This is a genomic window from Amycolatopsis sp. NPDC049252, assembly GCF_043197175.1.
Classification (GTDB): domain Bacteria; phylum Actinomycetota; class Actinomycetes; order Mycobacteriales; family Pseudonocardiaceae; genus Amycolatopsis.
Genome location: NZ_JBICSQ010000052.1, coordinates 39,860 through 62,059 on the forward strand (window position 1 = coordinate 39,860; position 22,200 = coordinate 62,059).

The window sequence follows — 22,200 nt, forward strand, 5'->3', positions numbered from 1 at the left end:
TTCCGGCCCGGGGAACCCCCTCGGGCCGGGCACATCCTGCTCGACGCACGACGACTGTCCATAACGGACGGTCTCCGCGAACTGCTCGCCACCGAGGACACCGAACCGTCCGCGGTGTTCTGGGCGACGGCGGCGAAGGCCGCGCTGCGCCTGGTCGCCGTGGGACGGCTGCTGCCGGGTGTCACCGACGCCGGGCACGACGCCTGGCGTGTCGGACCGCTCGAACCGGCGGAAGCGGCGTGGCTGCGGGACCTCGCCGCCGCGATGCCGGTGGACGAGCGGGCGCCGGGTCCGCTGCTGCGGGCGTTTCTCGACGCCGTCGCCGACACCCTGCCCCGCACTCCCGCCGCGGCGAAGGCCGCTGGGACCCGGCTGTTCGCCGCGGTCGCGCCCCAGCGGGCCGACGCCGTCCGCGACTGGGCGGACGAACTGGCCGCGGGCCTCGACTCCGGCATCCGCGTGTCGCTGCGCGTCGAGGCGCCCGACGGGTTCGACGCCGGGCGCTACCGGGCCGTGGTCCAGGTGCGCAGCCTCGCCGACCCCGGGCAGGTCGCGGACGCGGCGGAGCTGTGGGAGACCGGCCGGTTCGGGCCGCGCGCCCGCATCGACGTCGTGCTGGCGTTGCGGCGGGGTGCGCAGGTGTGGCCGGCGTTGAGCCCGCTGCTCACTTCGGCCGTCCCGGACGAGCTGGCGCTCGTCGGCGACGACCTGACCGAGCTGGTGACGGCCGCGGCCCCACGGCTGGCGGCGACCGGGATCGACGTGCACTGGCCCGCCGAGCTGGCCGGTTCGCTGAGCGCCCGCGCGGTGGTCGTCGCAGGAGACACGCCGAGGGATCTGCCGTCGTTCTTCGGCGGCGGGCGGGCGCTGGCGTTCGACTGGCAGCTCGCGCTCGGCGGCGAGGTGCTGACCGAGGCGGAACTGGACGCGCTCGCCGAGGCACGGCGTCCGGTGGTGCGGTTGCGGGACCGCTGGGTGCTCGTCGACCCGGCGCTCGCGGCGAAGGCCCGCGAGCGGACGCTCAAGCCGCTGACCCCGGTGGACGCGCTCGGTGCCGTGCTGACCGGCACCACCGAGGTCGACGGCGAACCCGTCGAGGTCGTCACCGAGGGCTGGCTGGCCGATCTGCGGGAGCGGCTGTCCGCGCCACCGGAACCGCCGGTGCCGCCGTCCGGGCTGGCCGCGTCGCTGCGGGACTACCAGCTGCGGGGGCTGCAGTGGCTGGCGACGGTCACCGAGCTGGGCCTCGGCGGGTGCCTCGCCGACGACATGGGTCTCGGCAAGACGGTCACGCTCATCGCGCTGCACCTGCACCGGGCGGCCGGGCCGACTTTGGTGGTGTGCCCGGCTTCGCTGCTGGGCAACTGGGAACGCGAGATCCGGCGGTTCGCCCCCGGTGTGCCGGTGCGGCGATTCCACGGCGTGGCCCGCTCCCTCGACGACGTCGAGGACCTCGACGGCTTCGTCCTGACCACCTACGGGACGCTGCGGACCGATCCCGCGCCGCTGGCCGCCCTCCGGTGGGGGTTGCTGGTCGCCGACGAGGCCCAGCACGTCAAGAACCACCGCTCCAGCACGGCGAAGGCGTTGCGGCTGGTGCCGGCCTCGGCGCGGGTGGCGCTGACCGGCACGCCGGTGGAGAACACGCTCTCGGAGCTGTGGGCGATCCTCGACTGGACGACCCCGGGGCTGCTCGGGTCGCTGGCCGAGTTCCGGGCGCGCTGGGCGAAGCCGATCGAGGCGGGTGACCCGGCGACGGCGGAGCGGCTGGCCCGGCTGCTGCGGCCGTTCCTGCTGCGGCGGCGCAAGTCCGACCCGGGCATCGCGCCGGAGCTGCCGGCCAAGACCGAGACGGACCGGCCGGTGGCGCTCAGCCCGGAGCAGGTGGCGCTGTACGAGGCGGTCGTGCGGGAGATGATGGCCGGCATCGCCGCGAGCGACGGGATGGCGCGGCGCGGCCGGATCGTGAAGCTGCTGACGGCGTTGAAGCAGATCTGCAACCACCCGGCCCAGTACCTCAAGGAGCCGGGCGGCCGTTCCGGGAAGCTGGAGCTGCTCGACGAGCTGCTGGACACGATCCTCGCCGAGGGTGGCGCGGTGCTGGTGTTCACCCAGTACGTCGCGATGGCCCGGCTGCTGGAGCGGCACCTGGCCGAGCGTGGGATCGGGACGCAGCTGCTGCACGGCGGCACGCCGGTCCCGCGCCGGGAGGAGCTGGTGCAGCGGTTCCAGGACGGCGCGGTGCCGGTGTTCCTGCTGTCGCTCAAGGCGGCGGGTACCGGGCTGAACCTGACCCGCGCGGACCACGTCGTGCACTTCGACCGCTGGTGGAACCCGGCCGTCGAGGACCAGGCGACCGACCGCGCGTACCGGCTCGGGCAGACCCGGCCGGTGCAGGTGCACCGGCTCGTCGCCGAAGGCACCATCGAGGACCGGATCGCGGCGATGCTGCGGGAGAAACGGGCCCTGGCCGACGCGGTGCTGGCCGGCGGCGAGGCGGCGCTGACCGAACTGTCCGACACCGAGCTCGCGGAGCTCGTCGAACTAAGGAGCCGCGGATGACCGACGAGCGCGTGCGGGGCTTCCCCGCGTTCGGGCCGACCGGGACGCGCGGGCGGTTCGCGACGTCGTGGTGGGGCCGGGCGTGGGTGAGCGCGATGGAGGACACGGCGCTGGACCTGCGGCAGCTCAAGCAGGGCCGCCGGTACGCCGCGGCCGGGCTGGTCGGGCCGATCACGGTGAGCCCGGGCCGGATCGCGGCCGTGGTCGATGACGTGGACAGCGCTGGCGGCGGCCCGTACCGCACCCAGCTGAGCCTGGCGGAACTGTCCGAAGAGGACTGGGCGCGGTTCCTCGACCGAGTCGCGTCGCGGGCCGGGCACCTGGCGGCGCTGCTGGACCGCGACATGCCGCCGGACCTGGTGGCGGCGGCCGACGACGCCGGCGTCCACCTGCTGCCGGTGATCGGCGACCTGGACCCGGAGTGCGACTGCCCGGGCTGGGAGCTGCCGTGCAAGCACGCGGCGGCGTTGTCGTTCCAGGCGTCGTGGCTGCTCGACGCCGATCCGTTCGTGCTGCTGCTGATGCGTGGCCGGGGCGAGCGGGAGATCCGGGAGGAGCTGGAGAGCCGGACCGCGCCGCCCGCGGCCTTCTCCGCCGACGTCGACCGGACGCCGGGGGAGCTGCCCGACCTGGCGGAGTTCCGGCCGTCGGGCGCGCCGTCGATCCCGGCCGCGCCGGGGGTGCCCGCGGAGGCGTTCGCGCTGCTGGTAGCCAATGCCTCCGCGCAGGCCCGGGCGGTGCTGGCGGGGGAGCCGTGGCCGAGCCGCCGGCAGGACACGGTCCGCATGGCCGCGCAGTTCCCGTCCGCGCAGCTGGGTGAGGGGCCGGAGTTCGACCGGGCGGTCGCGGCGTGGACGCACGGTGGCCGCGCCGGGCTCGACGTCCTCGACACGACGTGGACACCGCCGAAGCCGGTGGTGGCGGCCGCGCGAGCCGCGCTCGCCGACGTCGAGCCGGTGTTCGAGCGCAACCACTGCACGCTCGGCGAGACGCAGCTGCGCTTGGACCACCACGGCCGATGGCACCCCTACCGCCTCGAAGACGGGGTGTGGTGGCCCGCCGGGGCGCCGGAGACCGACCCGGGTCTGCTGCTGGGCTGAAATTCCCGGTATCCAGCGCGGACCTCGCTGTCTCCTGTCCCGTGACGGCGGCTTCCGCCGGGTCACTGGGGGTGCGGGCGCGCGGGCTCTCACCCGTGCGCCCGCCCGGTCTTTTTGTCGGTGCCCCGCGCTAGCGTGCGCGGCATGGACCTCTCCGCCGATCTGCACCGCTACCTCCAGGAGTCGCGCGAAAGCCTGCTCGCGTCGCTCGACGGGCTGAGCGAGTACGACATCCGCCGGCCGATGACCCCGACGGCGACCAACCTGCTGGGCCTGGTCAAGCACGTCGCGAGCGGCGAATTCGGCTACCTCGGCGACTGCGTGGGCCGCCCGGCACCGGTGCGGCTGCCGTGGGTGGAGGACGAGTCGGTCTGGGACAGCGCGGACATGTGGGCCACCGCCGAGCAGACCCGCGAGGAGCTGGTCACCCTCTACCGCCGGGCGTGGCAGCACTCCGACGAGTCGATCGCGCAGCTGCCACTGGACGCCCCGGCGACGGTCGCGTGGTGGCCGGAGGAACGCCGCCGGACGACGTTCGGCTCGCTGCTGGTGCGGGTCATCGCGGAGACCGCCCACCACGCCGGGCACGCGGACATCGTCCGCGAGCTGCTCGACGGCCGCCCGGGCCGCGACCACGACGACGCCGGCGACGCCGGGTGGTGGGACCGGCACGTCGCCCGCGTCCAGGAGGCCGCCGACCAGCACGCCGGGCCGGGGTCGTGAGTGTTCAGGAGGGTTAGGGCGGACCCGTATTCGGTCACCCACTGGCCGGGGTCCGCGGCTCGGTCGCGGCGTGTCGGCTATCCCGCACGGGCCGCGACCAGCACGAGGCGTAGGTCGGCAAACGCAGCTCTGCCCAGAACCCTCGGTGCCACTCACGACCCCGCGGGCTCAGCCGACCGGGGTGACCGCGTAGTCCTTGACCTGCATCGAGTCGTGCATGCGCACGCCGCCGGTGTTGAGCTTCGCGATCGCCCGGGTCACCCCGGCGGGCAACGCCGAGATCAGCTGCCCGCCGCGAGCGAGGGCCCAGACTCCGGCGCGGGAACCGGGGATCAGGCTCCGGGCCGCACCCAGCGCGAAGGCCCGGCTCTTCCGCACCAGGTCACCCATCTCCCGTTCGTAAGCGGCGAACGCGCGCGTGTGGTCACCGCCCGCCGCCGCCAGTTCGCCGGCCAGGACGTACGCGCCGAGCACCGCGAGGCTCGTGCTGCCGCCGACGGCCGGGCCCGGGCAGTACCCGGCGTCGCCGACCAGGGTGACGCGGCCCTTCGACCAGGTGTCGCGCTGCAGCTGCGTGATCGAGTCGAAGTAGAACGTGGGCTCGCCGTCCAGCTCGGCCAACCAGCCGTCGACCTGCGGATGCATGCCGGCGAAAGCTTCCCGGAGCAGTAGCTTCTGCCGGGCGGCGTCGCGGTGGTGGTAGTCGAGGGGTTCGTCGCGGCGGAAGAGGAACACCGCGCGGGCGTCGTCCATGTGCCGGGCGCGGTAGATCGCCGCGGTGCGCCCGGCGCCGAGGTGGGCGACGGTCTGGCCGTCGAGGCCGAGGGTGTCGGGCAGCGACAGCACCGCGAGGTAGGCGCCGATGAACCGGGTCTGCCCGGCTTCCTCGCCGAACACCAGGCGTCGCACGTTCGAATGCAGCCCGTCGGCCCCGACGACGACGTCGAACTTCCGCGGTGCGGCGTGCTCGAAGGTCACCGAACCGTCGGGGGAGACGGCGGTGATCGAGTCGCCGAACAGGTACTCGACGTCGTCGCGGCCGGCGTCGTAGTAGATCTCGCTGAGGTCGTCGCGCATGATCTCGACGTGCCGGTCCGAGGTGGCCTGGAAGATCTTCGACAGGTCGACCCGCGTCGGCCGCCGCGCGCCTTCCCGGTGCAGCGTCATCCGGGTGGTCCCCGTCGCCAGCGCCTCGACGTGGGGGAGCACGCCCATCCGTTCGGTGATGTCCATGGCCGGGCGGAAGAGGTCGACGGCGTGGCCGCCGGTCTTGCGCAGCGCCGGCGCGCGCTCGACGACTGTGACGTCGAAGCCATACCGGGCGAGCCAATGGGCCAGCACCGGACCCGCGATGCTGGCGCCCTGGACGAGTATCCGCATGAGTACCTCCCTGACTTAACGGTAGGTAAGTTGTAGCACGAGTCCTTACCTATCGTTAAGTCAGTTATGCTGTGACGGTGCCGAAACCCTCCGACACCAAGCAACGCATCCTGGCCACCGCGCGCGACCTGTTCACGCGCCACGGCGTCCAGCGCACCAGCCTCCAGGACATCGCCGACCGCCTCGGCATCACCAAGCCCGCGCTCTACTACCACTTCCGGTCGCGCGAAGACCTGGTGCGCAGCATCGTCCAGCCGCTGCTCGACGACGGCGAGAAGTTCCTGGTCGAACAGGAGGCCCGCGGCGACGCCCCCGTCCAGGAGCTGATCGAGGGCTTCTTCGACTTCAACTACCGGCACCGCGAAGACGTCATCATGCTGCTCACCGAGACGCCGACCCTGGCCGACCTCGGGCTCATCGACAAGGCCCTCTCCTGGCGCACCCGGCTCACCGAGCTGATCAGCGGCCCCGAGCCGACGCTCGAACAGGCCGCTCGCGCGATCCTCGCCCTCGGCGGCCTGCAGGACGTCTGCATGCAGTTCCCCGACGCCCCCGTCGACGAACTGAGGGCCGCGGCGGTCGCCGCGGCCCTCGACGCTCTCGGCCGCTAGCGCACCGCGGCGCGCTCGATGATCGCGCCCGTGTCCACGCCCACCGGCAGCGTGCCGAAGGCGATGCCCCAGTCACCGCCGAAGCGGGACGCGCAGAAGGCGTCCGCGACCGCCGGGTGGCCGTGGCGCACCAGCAGCGAACCCTGCAGCACCAGAGCCAGCGACTCCACCAGTCGCCGCGCGCGGTACTCGATCCCGTCCAGGTCGGTCAGCTCCTTGCGCACCCGGTCGACCGCGTCGTCCAGCCGCGCGTCACCACCGGCGGCCCGCTCGACCTCCTCGAAGAACGCCGCCACCGACTCCGGCTGACGGCCCATGGCGCGCAGCGCGTCCAGCGCCGCGACGTTGCCCGAGCCCTCCCAGATCGACATCAGCGGCGCCTCGCGGTAGAGCCGCGGCATCCCGGACTCCTCGACGTAACCGTTGCCACCGAAGCACTCCAGCGCCTCCGCCGCGTGCGACGGCGCCCGCTTGCACACCCAGTACTTCGTCACGGCCAGCCCGAGCCGCCGGAACGCCTGCTCCTGCGGATCACCGGGCCGGTCACCCGCGGCCGCGAGCCGCATCGCCACCGTCGTCGCGGCTTCGGACTCCAGCACCAGGTCGGCCAGCACGTTCGCCATCAGCGGCTGGTCGACCAGCGCCTTGCCGAACGCGTACCGGTGCGTCGCGTGGTGCACCGCGCGCACCGCCCCCAGCCGCATCCCGGACGCGCTACCGAGCGCGCAGTCCAGCCGGGTGTTGTTGACCATCTCGATGATCGTGCGAACCCCGCGGCCTTCTTCGCCGACCAGCCAGCCGACCGCGTTGTCGTACTCGACCTCGGACGACGCGTTGGACCGGTTGCCCAGCTTGTCCTTCAGCCGCTGCAGCCGGATCGGGTTGAGCGAGCCGTCGGGCAGGACGCGGGGGAGCAGGAAGCACGACAGCCCGCCCGGCGCCTGCGCCAGCGTGAGGAACATGTCCGACATCGGCGCGGAGGTGAACCACTTGTGCCCGACCAGGGTGTAACTGCCGTCGGCCGACGGGGTCGCCGTCGTGGTGTTCGCGCGGACGTCCGAGCCGCCCTGCTTCTCGGTCATCGACATGCCCGCGATCAGCCCACGCTTGGTGCTCGGCTCCCGCAGCCCGAAGTCGTACTCGGTCGCCGCCAGCAGCGGCTCGTACCGCGCCGCCAGCTCCGGGTTCGCCCGCAGCGCCGGAATCGCGGCGTAGGTCATCGAAATCGGGCAGCTGTGCCCGGCCTCGACCTGACCCCAGACGTAGAACTTCGCCGCGCGCGCCGCGTGGACACCTGCACGCGGGTCCCGCCACGGCGTCCCGTGCAGCCCGTGCTCCACCGCGACCGTCATCAGGTCGTGCCAGTGCGGGTGGAACTCCACCTCGTCGATCCGGTGGCCGTAGCGGTCGTGCGTGCGCAACACCGGCTCGTTCTCGTTGACCAGCCGGCCCCAGTCCTGCACCAGCTCGGTCCCGGCCAGCCGGCCCAGCTCGTGCACCTCGGCCGCGGCCCACCCGGCACCGGCCCGCTCGAGCCCGTCGAGCAGCGCCGGGTCGTCGGCGACGTCGTGGCCGTTCAACGGCGGGACCTGGTTGACGACCTCATGCGTGGCGGGCATCGGAACCTCCTAGAGCGCGAATGACGAACGTGCGCAGCGCGGCGACGTCCTGTTCGTTTCCACTGGTCAACGGTCCGATCAGGACCTCCGCGGCGGCCCCGACCAGCGCGGCGGCGGTGAGCCGGCCGTCCTGCGGCGGCAGCACCCCGTCCCGCACGCCGGCCGCGACGTGCTCGGCGACGACGTCGGTGAACGCGCGGCGGAACTCGAGCCGTTCGGCGTCGATGAGCGCGTCGACCGGCTCGGCCAGCAGGGCGTAGGCCTGCCGCGGTGCCTTGAGCGCCCGCTGGGCGAACGTCTCGAACACGGCCAGGACCCGCTCGGCGGGATCCCCGAGCCCGGCCGAGGCCGCCCGGACCGCCTCGACCTCCCGCGTCACGACCTGCCGGAACACGTGCACGATCAGCTCGGCCTTGGTGGGGAAGTGGCGGTACACACTGCCGACGGCCACCCCGGCCCGGTCGGCGACCGCGGCGACCGAGCACCCGCCGTAGCCGTGCTCGGCCAGCTGCTGGGTCGCGGCGGCGACGATCGTCTCGCGCTGCGCGTCGAGGCGTTCCTGCACCTTCGGGGTGCGGCGGTAGGGCACGTCAAGAAGTGAAGCACTGATTCATTGCTTCAGTCAACGCTCCGGTACCCGATCCCCCCGCCATCACTTCCCGGTGATCACGCCCACCGCGATCCCCAGGATCGCCGTGTTGTAGACGAACGACAGCACGCTGTGCGTCAGCACGGTGTACCGGATCGGCCGCGCCCGGACCTCCACATCGGACGTCGCGAACGACGTCCCCACCGTGAACGCGAAGTACGCGAAATCCAGCAGGTTCGGCCGCTCCGTCGCCGGGAACCGCAGCCCCGGCCCGGGAGCGGCCTGGTAGTGCAGGTGCGCGTACCGGTCCGCGTACCCGAAGTGCAGCAGGATCCACGCCGCCAGCACCGCCGGCACCCCGCTGATCTGCAGCACGAACGCCATCTCGTCGTCCTCTTCGGCGATAGTGTTCGCCACCAGGATCAGCCCACCCGCCGTCATCCCGACCACACTCACCACCAGCGTCGCCGCGAAGTTCCACCGACGCCCCAGAAGACTGTGCAGCCACGACGGCTCAGCCTCGTCCTCCACCAGCCGGTACCGCCGGATCCGCACCCACCGCGACACGATCGCCACCAGCGCGAACACGTCCCACGCCAGCAGGAACACCACATCCAGCCCGGTGTTCGGCGCGATCAGCCACCCCAGACCCAGCAACACCAGCAGGAACTCCGCACCCTGGATCCAGACCCGCCGCAGACGCCGCATCGCGCGAAGCTAGCGGTCTCGCGCGCCGGCGGCACCCGGGATCACCTGGTCAGGTGGCCCGGGGGACCAGCGCCACCAGGTACCGGCAGGGGAGCGACCCCGGGTTCGCGAACACCCGGTCCCGCGCGGACCCCAGCACCAGGCAGTCCCCGACGTCCAGCTCGTGCACCTCGGCGCCCTCACGCATCCGCAGGTGCCCGTCCAGCACCCAGATCTGCTGGCGCAGGAACGTGCTCGCCGGCAACGGCACCTCGGCACCCGGCGGCAGCTCGATCTCCACCAGCTCCAGCGGACGCCCGGACGCGGGGGAGAGCGACCGCCGCCGGTACCCGCTGTCCGGATCCACCCACACCGGCTGCTCCGCCGCCCGCACCACCCGCCGCTCGTCACCCTCGGCGCGCGCGATCAGCTCCGACAACGTCAACCCCAGCGCGGCCGACAGCTTCGCCAGCAACGCGGCCGTCGGCTGGACGTCACCCCGTTCGATCTTCCCGATCATCGCCCGGGACACCCCGGAGTTTTCGGCCAAGACAGCGGAGGAGAGGCCGCGCGACGTCCGCGCGGCGTGCACGGTCGCCGCAAGGCGAACGGTCAGGGGATCGGTCATGGGGTTGATACTATACGACTATCTATGGCTACCATATGAGCCATGAAGATCCGAGACGCCACCGAAGACGACGCGGCCGCCTGTGCCGCCATCTACGCGCCGTACGTCACCGACACCGCCATATCCTTCGAAACCGAACCACCGGACACCGACGAAATGGCCCGCCGCATCGCCGGCGCCCACGCCTGGTTCGTCCTCGAAGAAGACGGCCAGGTAGCAGGGTTCGCCTACGCGCACCCGTTCGCCGAGCGCGCCGCGTACCGGTGGTCGTGCACGACGAGCATCTACCTGGAATCCGGCCGACGCCGCACAGGCGCGGGGCGAGCGTTGTACGAGACGTTGTTCGAGAGACTGCGCGAGCGCGGGCTCCGGCGAGCGCTGGCCGGGATGACGTTGCCGAACGACGCGAGCGCCGGACTTCACCGCGCACTGGGATTCGAACCGGTGGGCGTCTACCGCAGGGTGGGCTGGAAGCACGGAGCCTGGCGAGACGTCGCGTGGGTCCAGAAGGACCTGTCGGACGACGAGGGAGCGCCAGATCCCGATTACTTGACATAATGTACATTATCGGCACTAAGGCACACGCTGCGGAGATCACCCAAGAGGGGTGAAAGAGCCGGTGTGCGCGGGAGTTCTTCGCCAGGACGGCTTCTCCTGGGAGAACACCCGGGAGCGGACGCGCTGCCCGGGCGCATCGCGCCACAGGGGCCTCCAGGGAGTCCCTCCAGCAGGCCGGCGGGGTCGCGGAGAACATCCCCCTGGAGCTGCACTTTCGATGTCCTGCCACTCGACCCTAAAACGTCACGGTGACGAAACTAGACTGGGCAATATCAGGTCGAACGCGAGCCGACGGACCTTCAACGCCCTGCCCAGGCGACGCTCAGCTCTCGACCCGCCCGCTGTCGACCCGGGTCGACAGTCGAACATGTGTGCGCATGCCCCGCCGTACGCCGATTGGGCATCCGAAGGCTTGAAATGGCCGTCAGGCGGGATCCCGGATCCCCCGGGAGCGGATGCCCAGCGATTCCGACATTTCATGCATAATGGCAATTATGCATGAAATCGGACGGCACCCGGTGAACGGAATTGTCGGTGCCGTACGGTACAAGATCCACCATGAAGGTTTCCGAGGCCCAGCAAGCCTTCTTCGCCGCGCGCCGGCCGCGCAAGGACTCGCCGCACACCACTGACGCCTACCGGCGGGATCTGGCCGGGATCACCACTCTCCTGGTTTCGGAGCTCGGGCGGCCGGCCGAGGATCTGGAGGTGGCGGAGCTGACCGGGCAGGCGCTGCGGTCGGTGTTCGGGGTGTTCGCGGACGGGCACGCGAAGAGCTCGGTGCTGCGGGCGTGGTCGACGTGGAACCAGTTCCTGACGTTCTGCGTGGCGGACGGGCTGCTGGCGGGCAATCCGATGGGTGCGGTGGCGCGGCCGCGGACGCCGGCGTTGACGCCGAAGCCGTTGCGGGGTGAGGAAACGCCGGAGCAGCTGCTGTCGGCGGCGGCCGCGGGTTCGCGGCGCGCGCGGGACCCGTGGCCAGAGCGGGACGTGCTGGTGATCGCGCTGGGGCTGGTGGCGGGGTTGCGGGCGGCGGAGATGCGGGCGCTGACGCCGCGGTCGCTGGTGGGGCGCGCGGGTGAGCTGCGGTTGCACGTGAAGGGGAAGGGCAGCCGGGATCGGTCGATTCCGGTGCAGCAGGTGCTGGCGGAGCTGATCGAGCGGTACCGGGAGTCGTGCCGGGTGCGGTTCCCGAGTGTGCGCTTCTCCCCTGGTTCACCGCTGTTGCTGGATCGGTCGGGTGAGCCGATCGGGCGGGGTGCGCTGGAGTACCTGGTGAAGTCGTGTTACCGGGGTGCGGGGTTGCACGACCGGGTGCCGGTGGGCGCGAACCTGCACGCGTTGCGGCACACGTTCGCGACGCGGCTGGCGGAGGACGGGGCGACGGCGTCGGAGATCATGGCGTTGCTGGGGCACGCGAGTTTGGCGACGAGTCAGAACTACATCGAGGCGACGGGCCGGGAGCAGCGGGCGGCGGCGGCGAGCAACCGGACGTACCGGGCGCTGGACGGGCTGGGGTGAGCGGGGTCGCGTGCGACGTCGGTCACGGTCAGCGGAGTTGTTCGAGGTCCTTGGCGGCGCGGGCGATCTCGTCGGCGAGGCCGCGGAGCTCGGCTGGGTCGGCTCCGTCGTCGGCGGCGGTGACGATGTCTTCGGCGGCGCAGCGGAGCTGGAAGAGGCGGTCCTGGAGGGCGGCGATCTCGGTGTCGGAGAGGACGACGGCGTCTTCGGGGAGGCCGCTGCGCTGCAGGGCGGTGCGGCGTTCGTAGGCGCGCTGGCGGCAGGACTGGCCGCAGTAGCGTCGGCGGCGGCCGACGTTGCCGCCTTCGGGGAGGCGGCGGCCGCACCAGCCGCAGTGCTTGGGTGCGCCGCGGCGGGCCGGGACGAGGTCCTCGGCGGGCGGTGCTGGCTGGGCTAGTTCGGCGGCTTCCCTCACCCGGGAGACCCTAGCTGGCCACCGCTTGCTCATGCCGGGGCCATGCCGGACGTGCACACTTGGGGCATGGGCTCGTCTTTTCCGTATCTCGCCGATCCGCTCCCCCGTGCGTTCGCCCACCGTGGGTGGCACCTGGACGAGCTGGCCGGGCTGGAGAACTCGTTGCCGGCTTTCCAGCGGGCGTTCGCGGAGGGGTACCGGTACATCGAGACGGATGTGCACGCGACGTCGGACGGTGTGGTGGTGGTGCACCACGACACGCACCTGGACCGGACTACGGACGGCTCGGGGGCGATCGCGTCGCAGACGTGGGAGCAGCTGAAGGGCGTCAAGGTCGGGGGTAAGGCGGCGCTTTCGCGGCTGGAGGACGTGCTCGAGGAGTTGCCGGAGGCGCGGTTCAACATCGACGTGAAGGCCGATCAAGCGGTGCGGCCGTTCGTCGACGTGCTGGAGCGGGCGGGGGCGCACGACCGGGTGGCGGCGGCGTCGTTCTCGGATGCGCGGCTGGCGCGGTTGCGGAAGCTGGCGGGGCCGAAGCTGGTGACGGCGGTCGGGCCGCGGTCGGTGCTGGCGCTGTGGGCGCGCGGGAAGCTGCCGATCCTGCCGTTGCGGCGGTTGGTGGCGGGGGTGATGGCGCAGGTGCCGGTGCGTCAGGGTGCGTTGCGGGTGGTGGACAAGGCGTTCGTGTCGATCGCGGGGCGGTCCGGCATCGAGGTCCACACGTGGACGATCGACGACCCGGCGGAGATGCGGGCGCTGCTGGACCTCGGGGTGCACGGGATCGTGACGGACCGGCCGGACCTGCTGCGCGAGGTGCTGATCGAGCGGGGTATGTGGCAGCAGGCCTGACCGGCCGGGTTCGTCAGCGGGGTGGTTTGCCGCTCCAGGCGGCTTCCCAGGTCTTCGGCCCGAGGAGGCCGCTGTCCTTGATGCCGTTGGCGCGCTGGAGGGCGAGGACGGCGTCGCGGGTCTTCTCGTAGTAGCAGCCGGTTCCGGTGAAGCCGTAGCCGAAGGCGTTCATGCGGAGCTGGAACGTCTTGAGCGGGGCGGCGCAGTCGCCGTAGGCGTAGACGACACCGGGCCACGGCGGTTTGCCGCTCGGGGGTGGCGGGGTGGGGGCAGGGGCCGGTCCCCCGCCGATGTAGGCGGAGTCGGCGTAGGTGGGGACGCGCTTGCTGCGGGCGTCGGCGTCGCCGGAGAGCTTGAGCATGCCGGCGCACTGCCAGGGCTGCCAGCCGCGCATCCGGTAGAGGTAGAGGGCGCGGTAGTCCTGTTCGCCGGGTGCGGCCTGGTCGGGGCGGCCGGCGCCGCCGACGCTGCGCCAGGTGGGGAGGTCGAACTGGTAGGCGCCGTAGTAGCCGTTGCCGGTGTTGGTGGCGTAGCGGCCGCTCGATTCGCACATGCGGAGCTTGGCCCAGGCCGTCGACGCGGGGTCCGCGGAGGCGACGGCGGGGACGGTCAGCTGCAGACCCCAAGCGGCGAAGGCGAGGAGCAGGAGCCTCGCGACGGTACGTCTCCGACTGTGGATCATGAGAGCACAGTAGGAGCGCGTCTCTCTGACCACAAGAGACACACTGCGCGCTCCAGTCTCACACGAAACACTGTTCACGCTCGTCAGCGACACGCGGCGGAACGTGAACCGCCATTGACCACGGAAGTGGCGGATGGCCGCGATGCGACAAACCGGACACGTTTCGGTGTTGCGGTGATCGTCGGTGCCGCCTCCCCGTAGTCTCCGCGCTGACCTGGACGTTCTTGACCTCGAGGAGCCGTGGATGACGCTGGCCGGGACGCGCTCGACGAAGCGCGAGCGCTGGGGCTGGTATTTCTACGACTGGGCGAATTCGCCGTTCTATTCGTCGTCGACGACGGTGTTCGGCGCGCTCTCGATGAGCACCATCGCGGCCTCGGACGCGAAGTCGAACATCACCCTTAACGGGGACCGTGCGTGTGTCGACGCGTCGGGTGCGGCGGACACGTTGCACCACTGCGACGTGACGTTGTTCGGGCTGCACTTCCCGGCCGGCTCGGTGTGGGGTTACCTGCTGTCGGTGGCGACGGTCGTGCAGGTGCTGGTGCTGCCGATCGCCGGCGCGGTGGCCGACCGGAGCCGCAACAAGCGGCGGATCCTGGGCGGGTTCGCGTTCCTGGGCGCGGCCGCGGCGGCGGCGATGTTCTTCTTCGCCGGGTCGGACTGGCAGCTGGGCGTGGTGCTGTTCATCGTGGCGAACATCGGTTACGGCGGTTCGCTAGTCGTCTACTACTCGTTCCTGGTCGACATCGGCGGGCCGGACGAGCGGGACGACATCTCGGCGAAGGGCTGGGCGTTCGGGTACCTGGGCGGCGGGCTGGCGCTGGCGTTGCAGCTGGGGTTCTACCTCGGTCACGACGCGTTCGGCGTGTCGAAGGGCCTCGCGGTGCAGATCTGCTTCCTGACCTCGGGACTGTGGTGGGCGGTGTTCACCTTCCCGGCGGTGCGGGCGCTCCCCCGCGACCACACGCCGGTGGACGTGGCGCCGGGGAGGTCGGTGCTGCGGGCGGGGTTCGGCGAGCTGCGGCAGACGATCGCCGCGGCGAAGGCGTATCCGTTGACGCTGGCCTTCCTGGGCAGCTACCTGGTCTTCACCGACGGCATCAACACGGTGGTGACGGTGTCGGCGCAGTACGGCAAGGACGAGCTGAAATTCGGCGACGAGGTGCTGATCGTCACGATCCTGGTGATCCAGTTCGTGGCCTACCTGGGTGGGACGCTGCACGGGCTGGTGGCGCGCCGGATCGGGGCGAAGCGGACGATCCTGGGCAGCCTGGTGCTGTGGATCGTGGTGCTCGTGGGTGCGTACTTCGTCCAGCCGAAGCAGCTGGTTCAGTTCCTGGCGGTGGCCGTCGGGATCGGGCTGGTGCTGGGCGGGACGAACGCGCTGTCGCGGTCGCTGTTCAGCCAGATGATCCCGAAGGGCAAGGACGCGCAGTACTACTCGCTCTACGTCGTGGGCGAGCGCGGGACGTCGTGGCTGGGGCCGCTGGTGTTCGCCGGGGTCGGGCAGGCGACGGGGTCGTTCCGGCTGGCGATCGTGGCGCTGGTGATCTTCTTCGTGGCGGGTCTGGTGCTGGTCCGGCTGGTGCCGGTGCGGCGGGCGATCGAGGCGGCGGGCAACCGTCCGCCCGAGGTGCTGTAGCTCCCCGATAGGGTCGGCGGTCGTGACCTTGCTGAACGACCGGGCCGCCGGCCCCGATCCCACCGACGCGCTGTCGTCGGTCCCCGCGGCCGGTTCGCGCCGCGGTACGCCGCCGGTGGGCAAGCTGAAGTTCTGCTACGGGCCGATGGACTGCGGGAAGTCGACGCTGGCGCTGCAGATCGACCACAACCACGCGCGCCAGGGCAGACGCGGGCTGGTGCTGGTGCGCCACGACCGCTCGGGCGCGCCGCAGATCTCCAGCCGGATCGGGCTGAGCCGGCAGGCGGTGGAGGTCGGCGAGGAGACCGACGTCCGTGACCTGGTGCGCCAGGAGTGGTCGCGCGGGCAGCACGTGGACTACGTGGTGGTGGACGAGGCGCAGTTCCTCTCCCCCGGGCAGGTCGACCAGCTGGCCGAACTGGCCGACGAGGTCGAGATCGACGTCTACTGCTTCGGGATCGCGACGGACTTCCGCAGCCGGCTGTTCCCCGGAGCCGCTCGTCTGTTCGAACTGGCGGACGAGCTGCAGCCGGTTCAGGTGGAGGTGCTGTGCTGGTGCGGGCTGCCCGGGCGGTTCAACGCACGGGTGCTCGACGGCGAGGTTGTGCGCGAAGGCGATACGGTGGTCGTCGCAGATACCGAACAATCCGTAGTTGAAACTTCAGCTTCAGCACGTTTTGAGGCCGAATCTGCTACTTTGCGTTATCAGGTATTGTGTCGCCGCCACTTTCGGGCGGGTGACCTGGGACCCGTAACGGCTCATCACGGTCAGTTACGGTTGACCTGAGCGAGGCGCGAGTAGCCCATCCGGGGGATATCAGCACTAAGAAGGCCGTATTGACGTCACGCCGGAGCGCGAAATCCCTCCTACTAGAGGAAGCTGATCCCGGCGGGTGACGCAGCTCATCGTGAGCAACGACATGGTGAACCGGGAATCCCCGGAGCCCCTGAGTCGTTGCATAGGGTGAGCACCACCCTGGCTCCACCCCGGAGCTGACTGAAAGGACCCCATCATGGCCGACCGTGTTCTTCGTGGAAGCCGGCTGGGAGCGGTCAGCTACGAGACCGACCGCAACCACGACCTCGCCCCGCGACGCACCGTGCGCTACGCCTGCCCCAAGAACCACGAGTTCGAGGTGCCGTTCTCCGACGACGCCGAGATCCCGACGGTGTGGGAATGCCGGCTGCACGGCAGCGAGTCCGAGATCGTCGACGGCGGGCAGCCCGAGCAGAAGAAGGTCAAGCCGCCGCGGACCCACTGGGACATGCTGCTTGAGCGGCGCACCATTCCCGAGCTCGAGGACCTGCTGAACGAACGTCTCGCCGAGCTGAAGGGCCGCCGGACCTCCCGGTCCGCGTGACCCCTTCGGGACTCGGCTCGTAGCCAAGCTCTCACCACAACGGAAAGGCCCCCGCGACCTCCCCCCGCGGGGGCCTTTCGCATACCCGCACGACTCGCTCCGCCGGCCCTCGCCGGTCGTGAAGGGCACCCTCATGGCTTTACAACCATGAGGGTGCCCTTCACGACATTTCCGCTGGCAGGACTCCAGAGCCGCGGCGCGTCATCGGGTTGGCCAACGGCTCGCCGCGGTGCCCCTTCACGGCACCCCCCAGCCGCAGCTCGTGACCAGCCGCACGCGCTCCGGCAGCGCGCCTGATTCCATGAGGGTGCCCTTCACGGCACCGCGGGGCCGCTGCTCAGCCGCACTCCGGGGGACCCGCGACCCTCAGTGGCCCATGAGGGTGCCCGCCACGACCGGCGGTTACCGGCTGAACGGGCCCTCCAGAGCCGCCCACTGCAGCAGCATGATCGTCTTGGCGTCGGTGATCTCCCCCGTGCCCACCATCTGCAGGGCCTCCTTGAAAGGCAGCTCGACCACCTCGATGTCCTCCCCCTCCTCCGCGAGCCCGCCGCCCGCGCCGCGCTCGGACGGGCGGTAGGGCGCGGCGTAGCAGTGGAGGCGCTCGGTGACCGAGCCTGGGCTCATGAAGACGTCGAACACGTGCTCCAGCTCCCCGATGCGGACGCCGGTCTCCTCCTCGGCCTCGCGGCGGATCGCCGTCTCCGGGTCCTGGTCGTCCAGGAGCCCGGCTGCGGCCTCCAGCAACATCCCGTCGGGGTGGTCGTTGACGTAGACCGGGTAGCGGAACTGCCGGGTCAGCAGCACCGTGGCGCCCTCGAGGTCATACAGCAGCACGGTGGCACCGTTGCCGCGGTCGTAGGTCTCGCGCTGCTCGGTCGTCCGCCGCCCGTCACCGTGCTCGTAGTCGAACGTCGTGCGGCGCAGCACGTGCCACCCGGCCGCCAGCAGCTCGACGCCGGTGACGCGCACCCGTGGGTTCCGGTCCAGGTCACGCCCGGCCCGGTCGAGGCCGGTGCGGCCGCGGTGGTCCGGGACGTCGATCCCGGGAACGCTTGTCGAAGTGGTCATGCCGCGACCATAATGTGCACGACTCGGCAGAAACAAGGAGGATCGTGCATGCTGGTCGGCGAACGACGGGAACTGCTGCTCGGCCGACTGGCCGCCGACGGCAAGGTGCTGGCGAAGGACGTCGCGGCCGAGCTGGGCGTCTCCGAAGACAGCATCCGCCGTGACCTGCGGGACCTCGCCGCGGCCGGGCTCTGCCAGCGCGTCTACGGCGGGGCGCTGCCCGTCTCCCCCGCGGTCGCCGACTACGCGAGCCGGACCTCGATCGCGGTCGGTGGCAAGGACCGGGTGGCCGCCCTCGCCGCCGGGCTGGTCCGGCCCGGGTCGACCGTCATCCTCGACGGCGGGACCACCACCCTCGCCGTCACGAAGGCGCTGCCCCGCGACCTGGAAGCGACCGTCGTGACGCACAGCCCGACCGTCGCCGCCGCGCTGCTGGACCACCACGAGATCGACGTGTTCCTGCTGGGCGGACGCCTGTTCCGGCACTCCGCGGTCACCTGCGGCGCCGCCGCGGCCGAGGCCGCCCAGGCGATCAGCGCCGACGTCTTCCTGCTCGGCGTCACCGGCGTCCACCCCGACGCCGGCCTGACCACCGGCGACGCCGACGAAGCGGCCATGAAACGCACGCTGGCCCGTCGCGCGGCCGACACGTACGTGCTCGCGAGCGCGGAGAAGATCGGCGCGGCCTCCCGGTTCACGGTGTTGCCCTTCACCGGCGTCGCCGGAATCATCACCGATGCCGAAGAGCGCGACCCCATCGTGCAGAACCTTGCAGACCTGGGGGTCGAACTGCGGTTCGCGGCCGGCCGAGGAGGGGCATGAGCGAGCACCGGGTGAAGTTCGCGGCGTTGTTCGACGCCGAGGTCCGCCCGCACAACGAGCGGTTCCGGGTCGCCGCGGCGGTCACGCGGGGCGAGGACGTGCTGGACGTCGGCTGCGGCACCGGGAAGTCCACCCGGGACGCCGCGCTGGCGTCGGAGACCGGGCACGTCCTGGGGGTCGACGTCTCGGCGGCGGCCATCACCCGGGCCCGCGAGCTCGGTGGCGCGGCGTTCGAGGTCGCCGACGCGCAGACCCACCCGTTCCCGGCACGGGGGTTCGACGTCGTGCTCAGCCGGTTCGGGGCGATGTTCTTCGCCGATCCGCCGGCCGCCTTCGCCAACCTCGCCCGCGCCCTGCGGCCCGGCGGGCGCCTGGTGCTGCTCGTCTGGCAGGAACGCGCCCGCAACGAGTGGTACGGCGTCCTGCACGACGCGGTGGCGCCCGATACGACGCCACCGCCCGCCGGTCCACACTTCTCCCTCGGTGACACCGAGACGACACGCACGCTGCTCGAAGGCGCGGGCTTCACCGGCGTCACGTTCACCGACGTCGCCGAGCCCGTCTGCTACGGACCCGACAGCGCGACCGCCACCGAGGTCGCCCTCGGCCTCAAGGACGTGCAGGAACTGACCGGAAGCGAAGACGCCGCAGAACGGCTCCGCGCGGCGTTCGCCGCACACGAGACCCCCGACGGCGTCCTTCTCGGCTCCCGAGCCTGGATCGTGACGGCGGTCAGCCGCGGTTGAACAGCCGCTTCAGCTGCGTCGTGCGGCGCTGCACACCCCACGACGCCACGCGCAGGAACGCCTCGCGGATGATCGAGCCGTCCATCTTCGACACGCCGATCTCGCGCTCGGTGAACGTGATCGGCACCTCGACGATCTCGAACCCGGCTTCGGTCGTGCGCAGCGTCAGGTCGATCTGGAAGCAGTAGCCGTGCGAGTTGACCTCGTCGAGCGCCAGCTTCTCCAGCACCGGACGGCGGTAGGCGCGGAACCCGGCGGTGATGTCACGGGTCCGGATGCCCAGCGCCACCTGCGAGTAGAAGTTCGCCCCCCGGGAGAGGATCTGCCGCTTCACCGGCCAGTTGACGATGCTGCCGCCCGGCACGTACCGCGAACCGATGGCCAGGTCGGCGTCGCCGACCGCGTCCAGCAGCCGGGGCAGGTCCTCGGGCGCGTGCGAGCCGTCGGCGTCCATCTCGACGATCGTGTTGTACTCCCGCGCCAGACCCCAGCGGAACCCGGCGATGTAGGCCGCGCCCAGCCCGGCCTTCTGGCTCCGGTGCATGACGTGGACGTGCTCGTTCGCGGCGGCGCGCTCGTCGGCGAGCTCACCGGTCCCGTCCGGGCTGCCGTCGTCCACGACCAGCACGTCCACTTCGGGAAGTGCCCTGTGCAGGCGGTCCAGGATCGGCCCGAGGTTCTCCCGCTCGTTGTACGTCGGGATCACCACCAGCACCGGCTCGATTCCCCGGGCCCCCCGCGGCGCCTGCGACATCCGTGCTCCTCCGATATCCCCGGCGGTCAGTCCGCCGTGTCCCCTGCCGTGCCGGCGCTGGTGCGCCGGGTGCGAAAACGGAGTACGAGCCCGCCGGCGACCCCGGCGATCGCCAGTGCCAGCAACCCGTACTCCGTCCACGCACCGAGTCGATCCGACAGCGTAGTCTGCGTGCGCAACGGCACGCGCCCGACCAGGGAATCGGCGGTGAAAAGGCCGGTTGAGCTGGTGATCGTCCCGTCGGGGGCCACCACGGCGCTCACGCCTGAGACGGCGGACACCACGACCGGGCGGCTGTGCTCGACCGCGCGCAGCCGGGACATGGCCAGCTGCTGCACGCTCATCTCGCTCTCGCCGTACCAGGCGTTGTTGGTCGGCACCACGAGCACCTCGGCCCCGTCGCGCACGGCGTCGCGGGCCGGGTAGTCGAACGCCGCCTCGTAGCAGACGAACACGCCGACCTTGGTGCCCGCGGCGGTCAGCGTCTGATTGGCGCCGTCGCCGGGGACCATGTCGACGGTCTCCTGGTCGACGAACGGCGTGACGAGCGCCGCGAGCTTGCGGGCGGGCACGTACTCGCCAAAGGGCACCAGCTGCTGCTTCGCGTAGCGCCGGCCCGGCCCGGTGCGCGGGTCCCAGACGATGACGGAGTTCTGGATGTGCCGGTCGGGCAGCACGTAGAGCGCTCCGACCAGGGCGGGCACACCGAAGTTGGCGACGAGCTGGTCGACCTGGGGGTCCGGCCCTTCGACCGTGGTGGCGCTCTCCGGCCACAGGACCAGGTCCGGCTTCGGGACCTTCCCGGCGTGGATCGCGTCCAGCAGCCGCTCGCTCTCGGCGAGGGTGTTGCGGCGCAGCAGGTCCCGCTCCCCCTGCAGGGCGAGCCCGATGTTCGGCGCGTTGCCCTGCACGGTGGCGATCGTGCGCTCGCCGTCCTGCGCGGCGGTCCCGATGGTCGGCCACAGCGCCAGGCCCGCGACGACGGGCAGCACCGTGCCGAGGGCGGCCAGGACGGTCCGCCGGGCGCGTAGAGCGGGCCTGAGCGCGCCGCGGGCGTCCCAGAGCCGTCCGGCGAACGCGGCGAGGCAGAAGCCGCTCAGCACGACGGCGAGACCGACCAGGGGCGCGCCGCCGATCGAGGCGAGCGGCAGGAACGCGCCTTCGGGCTGGCTGAACGCGACGCGGCCCCAGGGGAAGCCGCCGAAGGGGAACCACGCGCGGGGGGTCTCCATCGCGATGAAGATCAGCGCGCCCCACAGCGGCGCGAGCGGCAGCCGGGACACCCAGGTGATCAGCCCGCCCGCCAGGCCGTAGTAGAGCGCCAGCGCGAACGACAGGCCCAGCCACGGCCACGGGCCGAAGTCCGGGCCGAGGAAGTCCAGCAGCCAGGTCAGCAACGGCAGGAAGAACACGAACCCGAACGCGAAGCCGTAACCGAACGCGCCCCGGAAGCCGCGGCCGCGCAGCACGAGCGCGAACCCGGCGAACGCCAGCGGGGCGAGCCACCACAGCGGGCGGGGCGCGAAACTCAGGTAATAGGCGAATCCGGACACCAGCGCCGCGGCCAGCCGCAGCAGCCCCATCCGGGGGAAGCGCCTGGTACGAGCGGGTTTGTGCGAAGCGCCCGGTTCGGGGTCCGCCACGGTGACTGCCACAGGTGCTGACTCTAGGTGCCCGGCGTGAAGTCGTCGTAGACGACCTCGCCCGCGCGCACCGTGCGCAGGCAGCGCGGCAGCTCCGCACCGGGCACGAGGCGCGGCAGCGGCGGCACGCCGGCCCGCGGATCGGTGGACCAGCGCTGCACCCGGGTGTCGGGGGTGGCGACGACGAGGTCCGTCGCGTCCCAGATCGCGTAGTGCGCCGGCGCGCCCGGAGCC

Annotated in this window: 22 protein-coding genes and 1 pseudogene; 12 read left to right on the forward strand and 11 right to left on the reverse strand. The window is 71.6% G+C overall.

The genetic code is table 11. From position 1 onward, the window contains the following. Positions 1-36 precede the first annotated feature (36 nt). From ACGFMK_RS34770 to ACGFMK_RS34780, 3 genes are all read left to right on the forward strand, one after another. On the forward strand, positions 37-2,562 hold the full coding sequence (locus ACGFMK_RS34770) for a DEAD/DEAH box helicase (protein WP_392772489.1): 2,526 nt from the start codon (positions 37-39) through the stop codon (positions 2,560-2,562). Next, positions 2,559-3,662: an SWIM zinc finger family protein gene (locus ACGFMK_RS34775; protein WP_392772425.1), complete on the forward strand. Its 1,104-nt coding sequence runs from the start codon at positions 2,559-2,561 to the stop codon at positions 3,660-3,662. The genes ACGFMK_RS34770 and ACGFMK_RS34775 overlap by 4 nt, the downstream gene beginning before the upstream one ends. Positions 3,663-3,806: 144 nt before the next feature. Continuing rightward, positions 3,807-4,385, forward strand: a complete 579-nt coding sequence (locus tag ACGFMK_RS34780) for a DinB family protein (RefSeq protein WP_392772428.1) — start codon at positions 3,807-3,809, stop codon at positions 4,383-4,385. A gap of 168 nt (positions 4,386-4,553) precedes the next feature. On the opposite strand, the gene ACGFMK_RS34785 is transcribed toward ACGFMK_RS34780, so the two are convergent. Further along, positions 4,554-5,765, reverse strand: a complete 1,212-nt coding sequence (locus ACGFMK_RS34785) for an FAD-dependent monooxygenase (protein ID WP_392772431.1) — start codon at positions 5,763-5,765, stop codon at positions 4,554-4,556. A 77-nt stretch (positions 5,766-5,842) separates the two neighbouring features. On the opposite strand from ACGFMK_RS34785, the gene ACGFMK_RS34790 reads away from it, so the two are divergent. Continuing rightward, positions 5,843-6,376 (forward strand): TetR/AcrR family transcriptional regulator, encoded by a 534-nt coding sequence (locus ACGFMK_RS34790; RefSeq protein ID WP_392772434.1) that lies wholly within the window; start codon positions 5,843-5,845, stop codon positions 6,374-6,376. Here the strand turns inward: ACGFMK_RS34790 and ACGFMK_RS34795 are convergent. From ACGFMK_RS34795 to ACGFMK_RS34810, 4 genes are all read right to left on the reverse strand, one after another. Further along, entirely contained in the window at positions 6,373-7,995 is a 1,623-nt protein-coding gene (locus tag ACGFMK_RS34795) for an acyl-CoA dehydrogenase family protein (protein WP_392772437.1), read from the reverse strand. The genes ACGFMK_RS34790 and ACGFMK_RS34795 overlap by 4 nt on opposite strands. Further along, positions 7,979-8,584, reverse strand: coding sequence for a TetR/AcrR family transcriptional regulator (locus ACGFMK_RS34800; RefSeq protein ID WP_392772440.1), 606 nt, complete (start codon positions 8,582-8,584; stop codon positions 7,979-7,981). The genes ACGFMK_RS34795 and ACGFMK_RS34800 overlap by 17 nt, the downstream gene beginning before the upstream one ends. 63 nt (positions 8,585-8,647) lie before the next feature. After that, entirely contained in the window at positions 8,648-9,292 is a 645-nt protein-coding gene (locus ACGFMK_RS34805) for a DUF1345 domain-containing protein (RefSeq protein WP_392772442.1), read from the reverse strand. A 49-nt stretch (positions 9,293-9,341) separates the two neighbouring features. Continuing rightward, positions 9,342-9,899, reverse strand: a complete 558-nt coding sequence (locus tag ACGFMK_RS34810; RefSeq protein WP_392772445.1) for a helix-turn-helix domain-containing protein — start codon at positions 9,897-9,899, stop codon at positions 9,342-9,344. Between the two features lie 42 nt (positions 9,900-9,941). Between ACGFMK_RS34810 and ACGFMK_RS34815 the strand changes: the two genes are divergently transcribed. Together ACGFMK_RS34815 and ACGFMK_RS34820 are read left to right on the forward strand one after the other, a co-directional pair. Beyond that, entirely contained in the window at positions 9,942-10,457 is a 516-nt protein-coding gene (locus ACGFMK_RS34815) for a GNAT family N-acetyltransferase (protein ID WP_392772447.1), read from the forward strand. A 558-nt stretch (positions 10,458-11,015) separates the two neighbouring features. Further along, positions 11,016-11,978 carry a tyrosine-type recombinase/integrase gene (locus ACGFMK_RS34820; RefSeq protein ID WP_392772450.1) on the forward strand — a complete coding sequence of 321 codons (963 nt, stop codon included), beginning with the start codon at positions 11,016-11,018 and terminating at the stop codon, positions 11,976-11,978. Between the two features lie 28 nt (positions 11,979-12,006). Here the strand turns inward: ACGFMK_RS34820 and ACGFMK_RS34825 are convergent, their stop codons facing one another. Next, on the reverse strand, positions 12,007-12,393 hold the full coding sequence (locus tag ACGFMK_RS34825; protein ID WP_392772452.1) for a hypothetical protein: 387 nt from the start codon (positions 12,391-12,393) through the stop codon (positions 12,007-12,009). A 66-nt stretch (positions 12,394-12,459) separates the two neighbouring features. Between ACGFMK_RS34825 and ACGFMK_RS34830 the strand changes: the two genes are divergently transcribed. After that, positions 12,460-13,242, forward strand: a complete 783-nt coding sequence (locus tag ACGFMK_RS34830) for a glycerophosphodiester phosphodiesterase (protein WP_392772455.1) — start codon at positions 12,460-12,462, stop codon at positions 13,240-13,242. A gap of 13 nt (positions 13,243-13,255) precedes the next feature. Here the strand turns inward: ACGFMK_RS34830 and ACGFMK_RS34835 are convergent, their stop codons facing one another. Then, positions 13,256-13,924 carry a transglycosylase family protein gene (locus tag ACGFMK_RS34835; RefSeq protein WP_392772458.1) on the reverse strand — a complete coding sequence of 223 codons (669 nt, stop codon included), beginning with the start codon at positions 13,922-13,924 and terminating at the stop codon, positions 13,256-13,258. Positions 13,925-14,168: 244 nt separating this feature from the next. Between ACGFMK_RS34835 and ACGFMK_RS34840 the strand changes: the two genes are divergently transcribed. The 3 genes from ACGFMK_RS34840 to ACGFMK_RS34850 all read left to right on the forward strand — a co-directional run bounded on the left by ACGFMK_RS34840 (position 14,169) and on the right by ACGFMK_RS34850 (position 16,930). Next, the gene (locus ACGFMK_RS34840) at positions 14,169-15,569 is read left to right on the forward strand and encodes an MFS transporter (RefSeq protein ID WP_392772461.1); all 1,401 of its coding nucleotides are present in this window, start codon (positions 14,169-14,171) and stop codon (positions 15,567-15,569) included. Positions 15,570-15,591: 22 nt separating this feature from the next. After that, positions 15,592-16,356: a thymidine kinase gene (locus ACGFMK_RS34845; RefSeq protein WP_323328184.1), complete on the forward strand. Its 765-nt coding sequence runs from the start codon at positions 15,592-15,594 to the stop codon at positions 16,354-16,356. Between the two features lie 226 nt (positions 16,357-16,582). Next, a complete protein-coding gene (locus ACGFMK_RS34850; protein WP_003081521.1) occupies positions 16,583-16,930 on the forward strand; it encodes an RNA polymerase-binding protein RbpA in 348 nt (115 codons plus the stop codon). A 402-nt stretch (positions 16,931-17,332) separates the two neighbouring features. Here ACGFMK_RS34850 and ACGFMK_RS34855 read toward each other — a convergent pair whose 3' ends face one another. Then, positions 17,333-18,001 carry an NUDIX domain-containing protein gene (locus tag ACGFMK_RS34855; RefSeq protein WP_392772466.1) on the reverse strand — a complete coding sequence of 223 codons (669 nt, stop codon included), beginning with the start codon at positions 17,999-18,001 and terminating at the stop codon, positions 17,333-17,335. 48 nt (positions 18,002-18,049) lie between these two features. Here ACGFMK_RS34855 and ACGFMK_RS34860 point away from each other — a divergent pair, with 48 nt between their 5' ends. Both ACGFMK_RS34860 and ACGFMK_RS34865 read left to right on the forward strand, forming a co-directional pair. Then, a complete protein-coding gene (locus ACGFMK_RS34860; protein ID WP_392772469.1) occupies positions 18,050-18,823 on the forward strand; it encodes a DeoR/GlpR family DNA-binding transcription regulator in 774 nt (257 codons plus the stop codon). Further along, a complete protein-coding gene (locus tag ACGFMK_RS34865; RefSeq protein WP_392772472.1) occupies positions 18,820-19,569 on the forward strand; it encodes a class I SAM-dependent methyltransferase in 750 nt (249 codons plus the stop codon). The genes ACGFMK_RS34860 and ACGFMK_RS34865 overlap by 4 nt, the downstream gene beginning before the upstream one ends. Here ACGFMK_RS34865 and ACGFMK_RS34870 read toward each other — a convergent pair. The 3 genes and pseudogenes from ACGFMK_RS34870 to ACGFMK_RS34880 form a co-directional block, all read right to left on the reverse strand. Beyond that, a complete protein-coding gene (locus tag ACGFMK_RS34870) occupies positions 19,556-20,323 on the reverse strand; it encodes a polyprenol monophosphomannose synthase (protein ID WP_392772475.1) in 768 nt (255 codons plus the stop codon). The two genes, ACGFMK_RS34865 and ACGFMK_RS34870, sit on opposite strands and share 14 nt — an antisense overlap. Before the next feature lie 26 nt (positions 20,324-20,349). Further along, positions 20,350-21,978, reverse strand: a complete 1,629-nt coding sequence (gene lnt, locus ACGFMK_RS34875; protein WP_392772480.1) for an apolipoprotein N-acyltransferase — start codon at positions 21,976-21,978, stop codon at positions 20,350-20,352. Positions 21,979-21,989: 11 nt separating this feature from the next. Further along, a pseudogene (locus ACGFMK_RS34880) lies at positions 21,990-22,200 on the reverse strand (amidohydrolase); the annotation flags it as partial.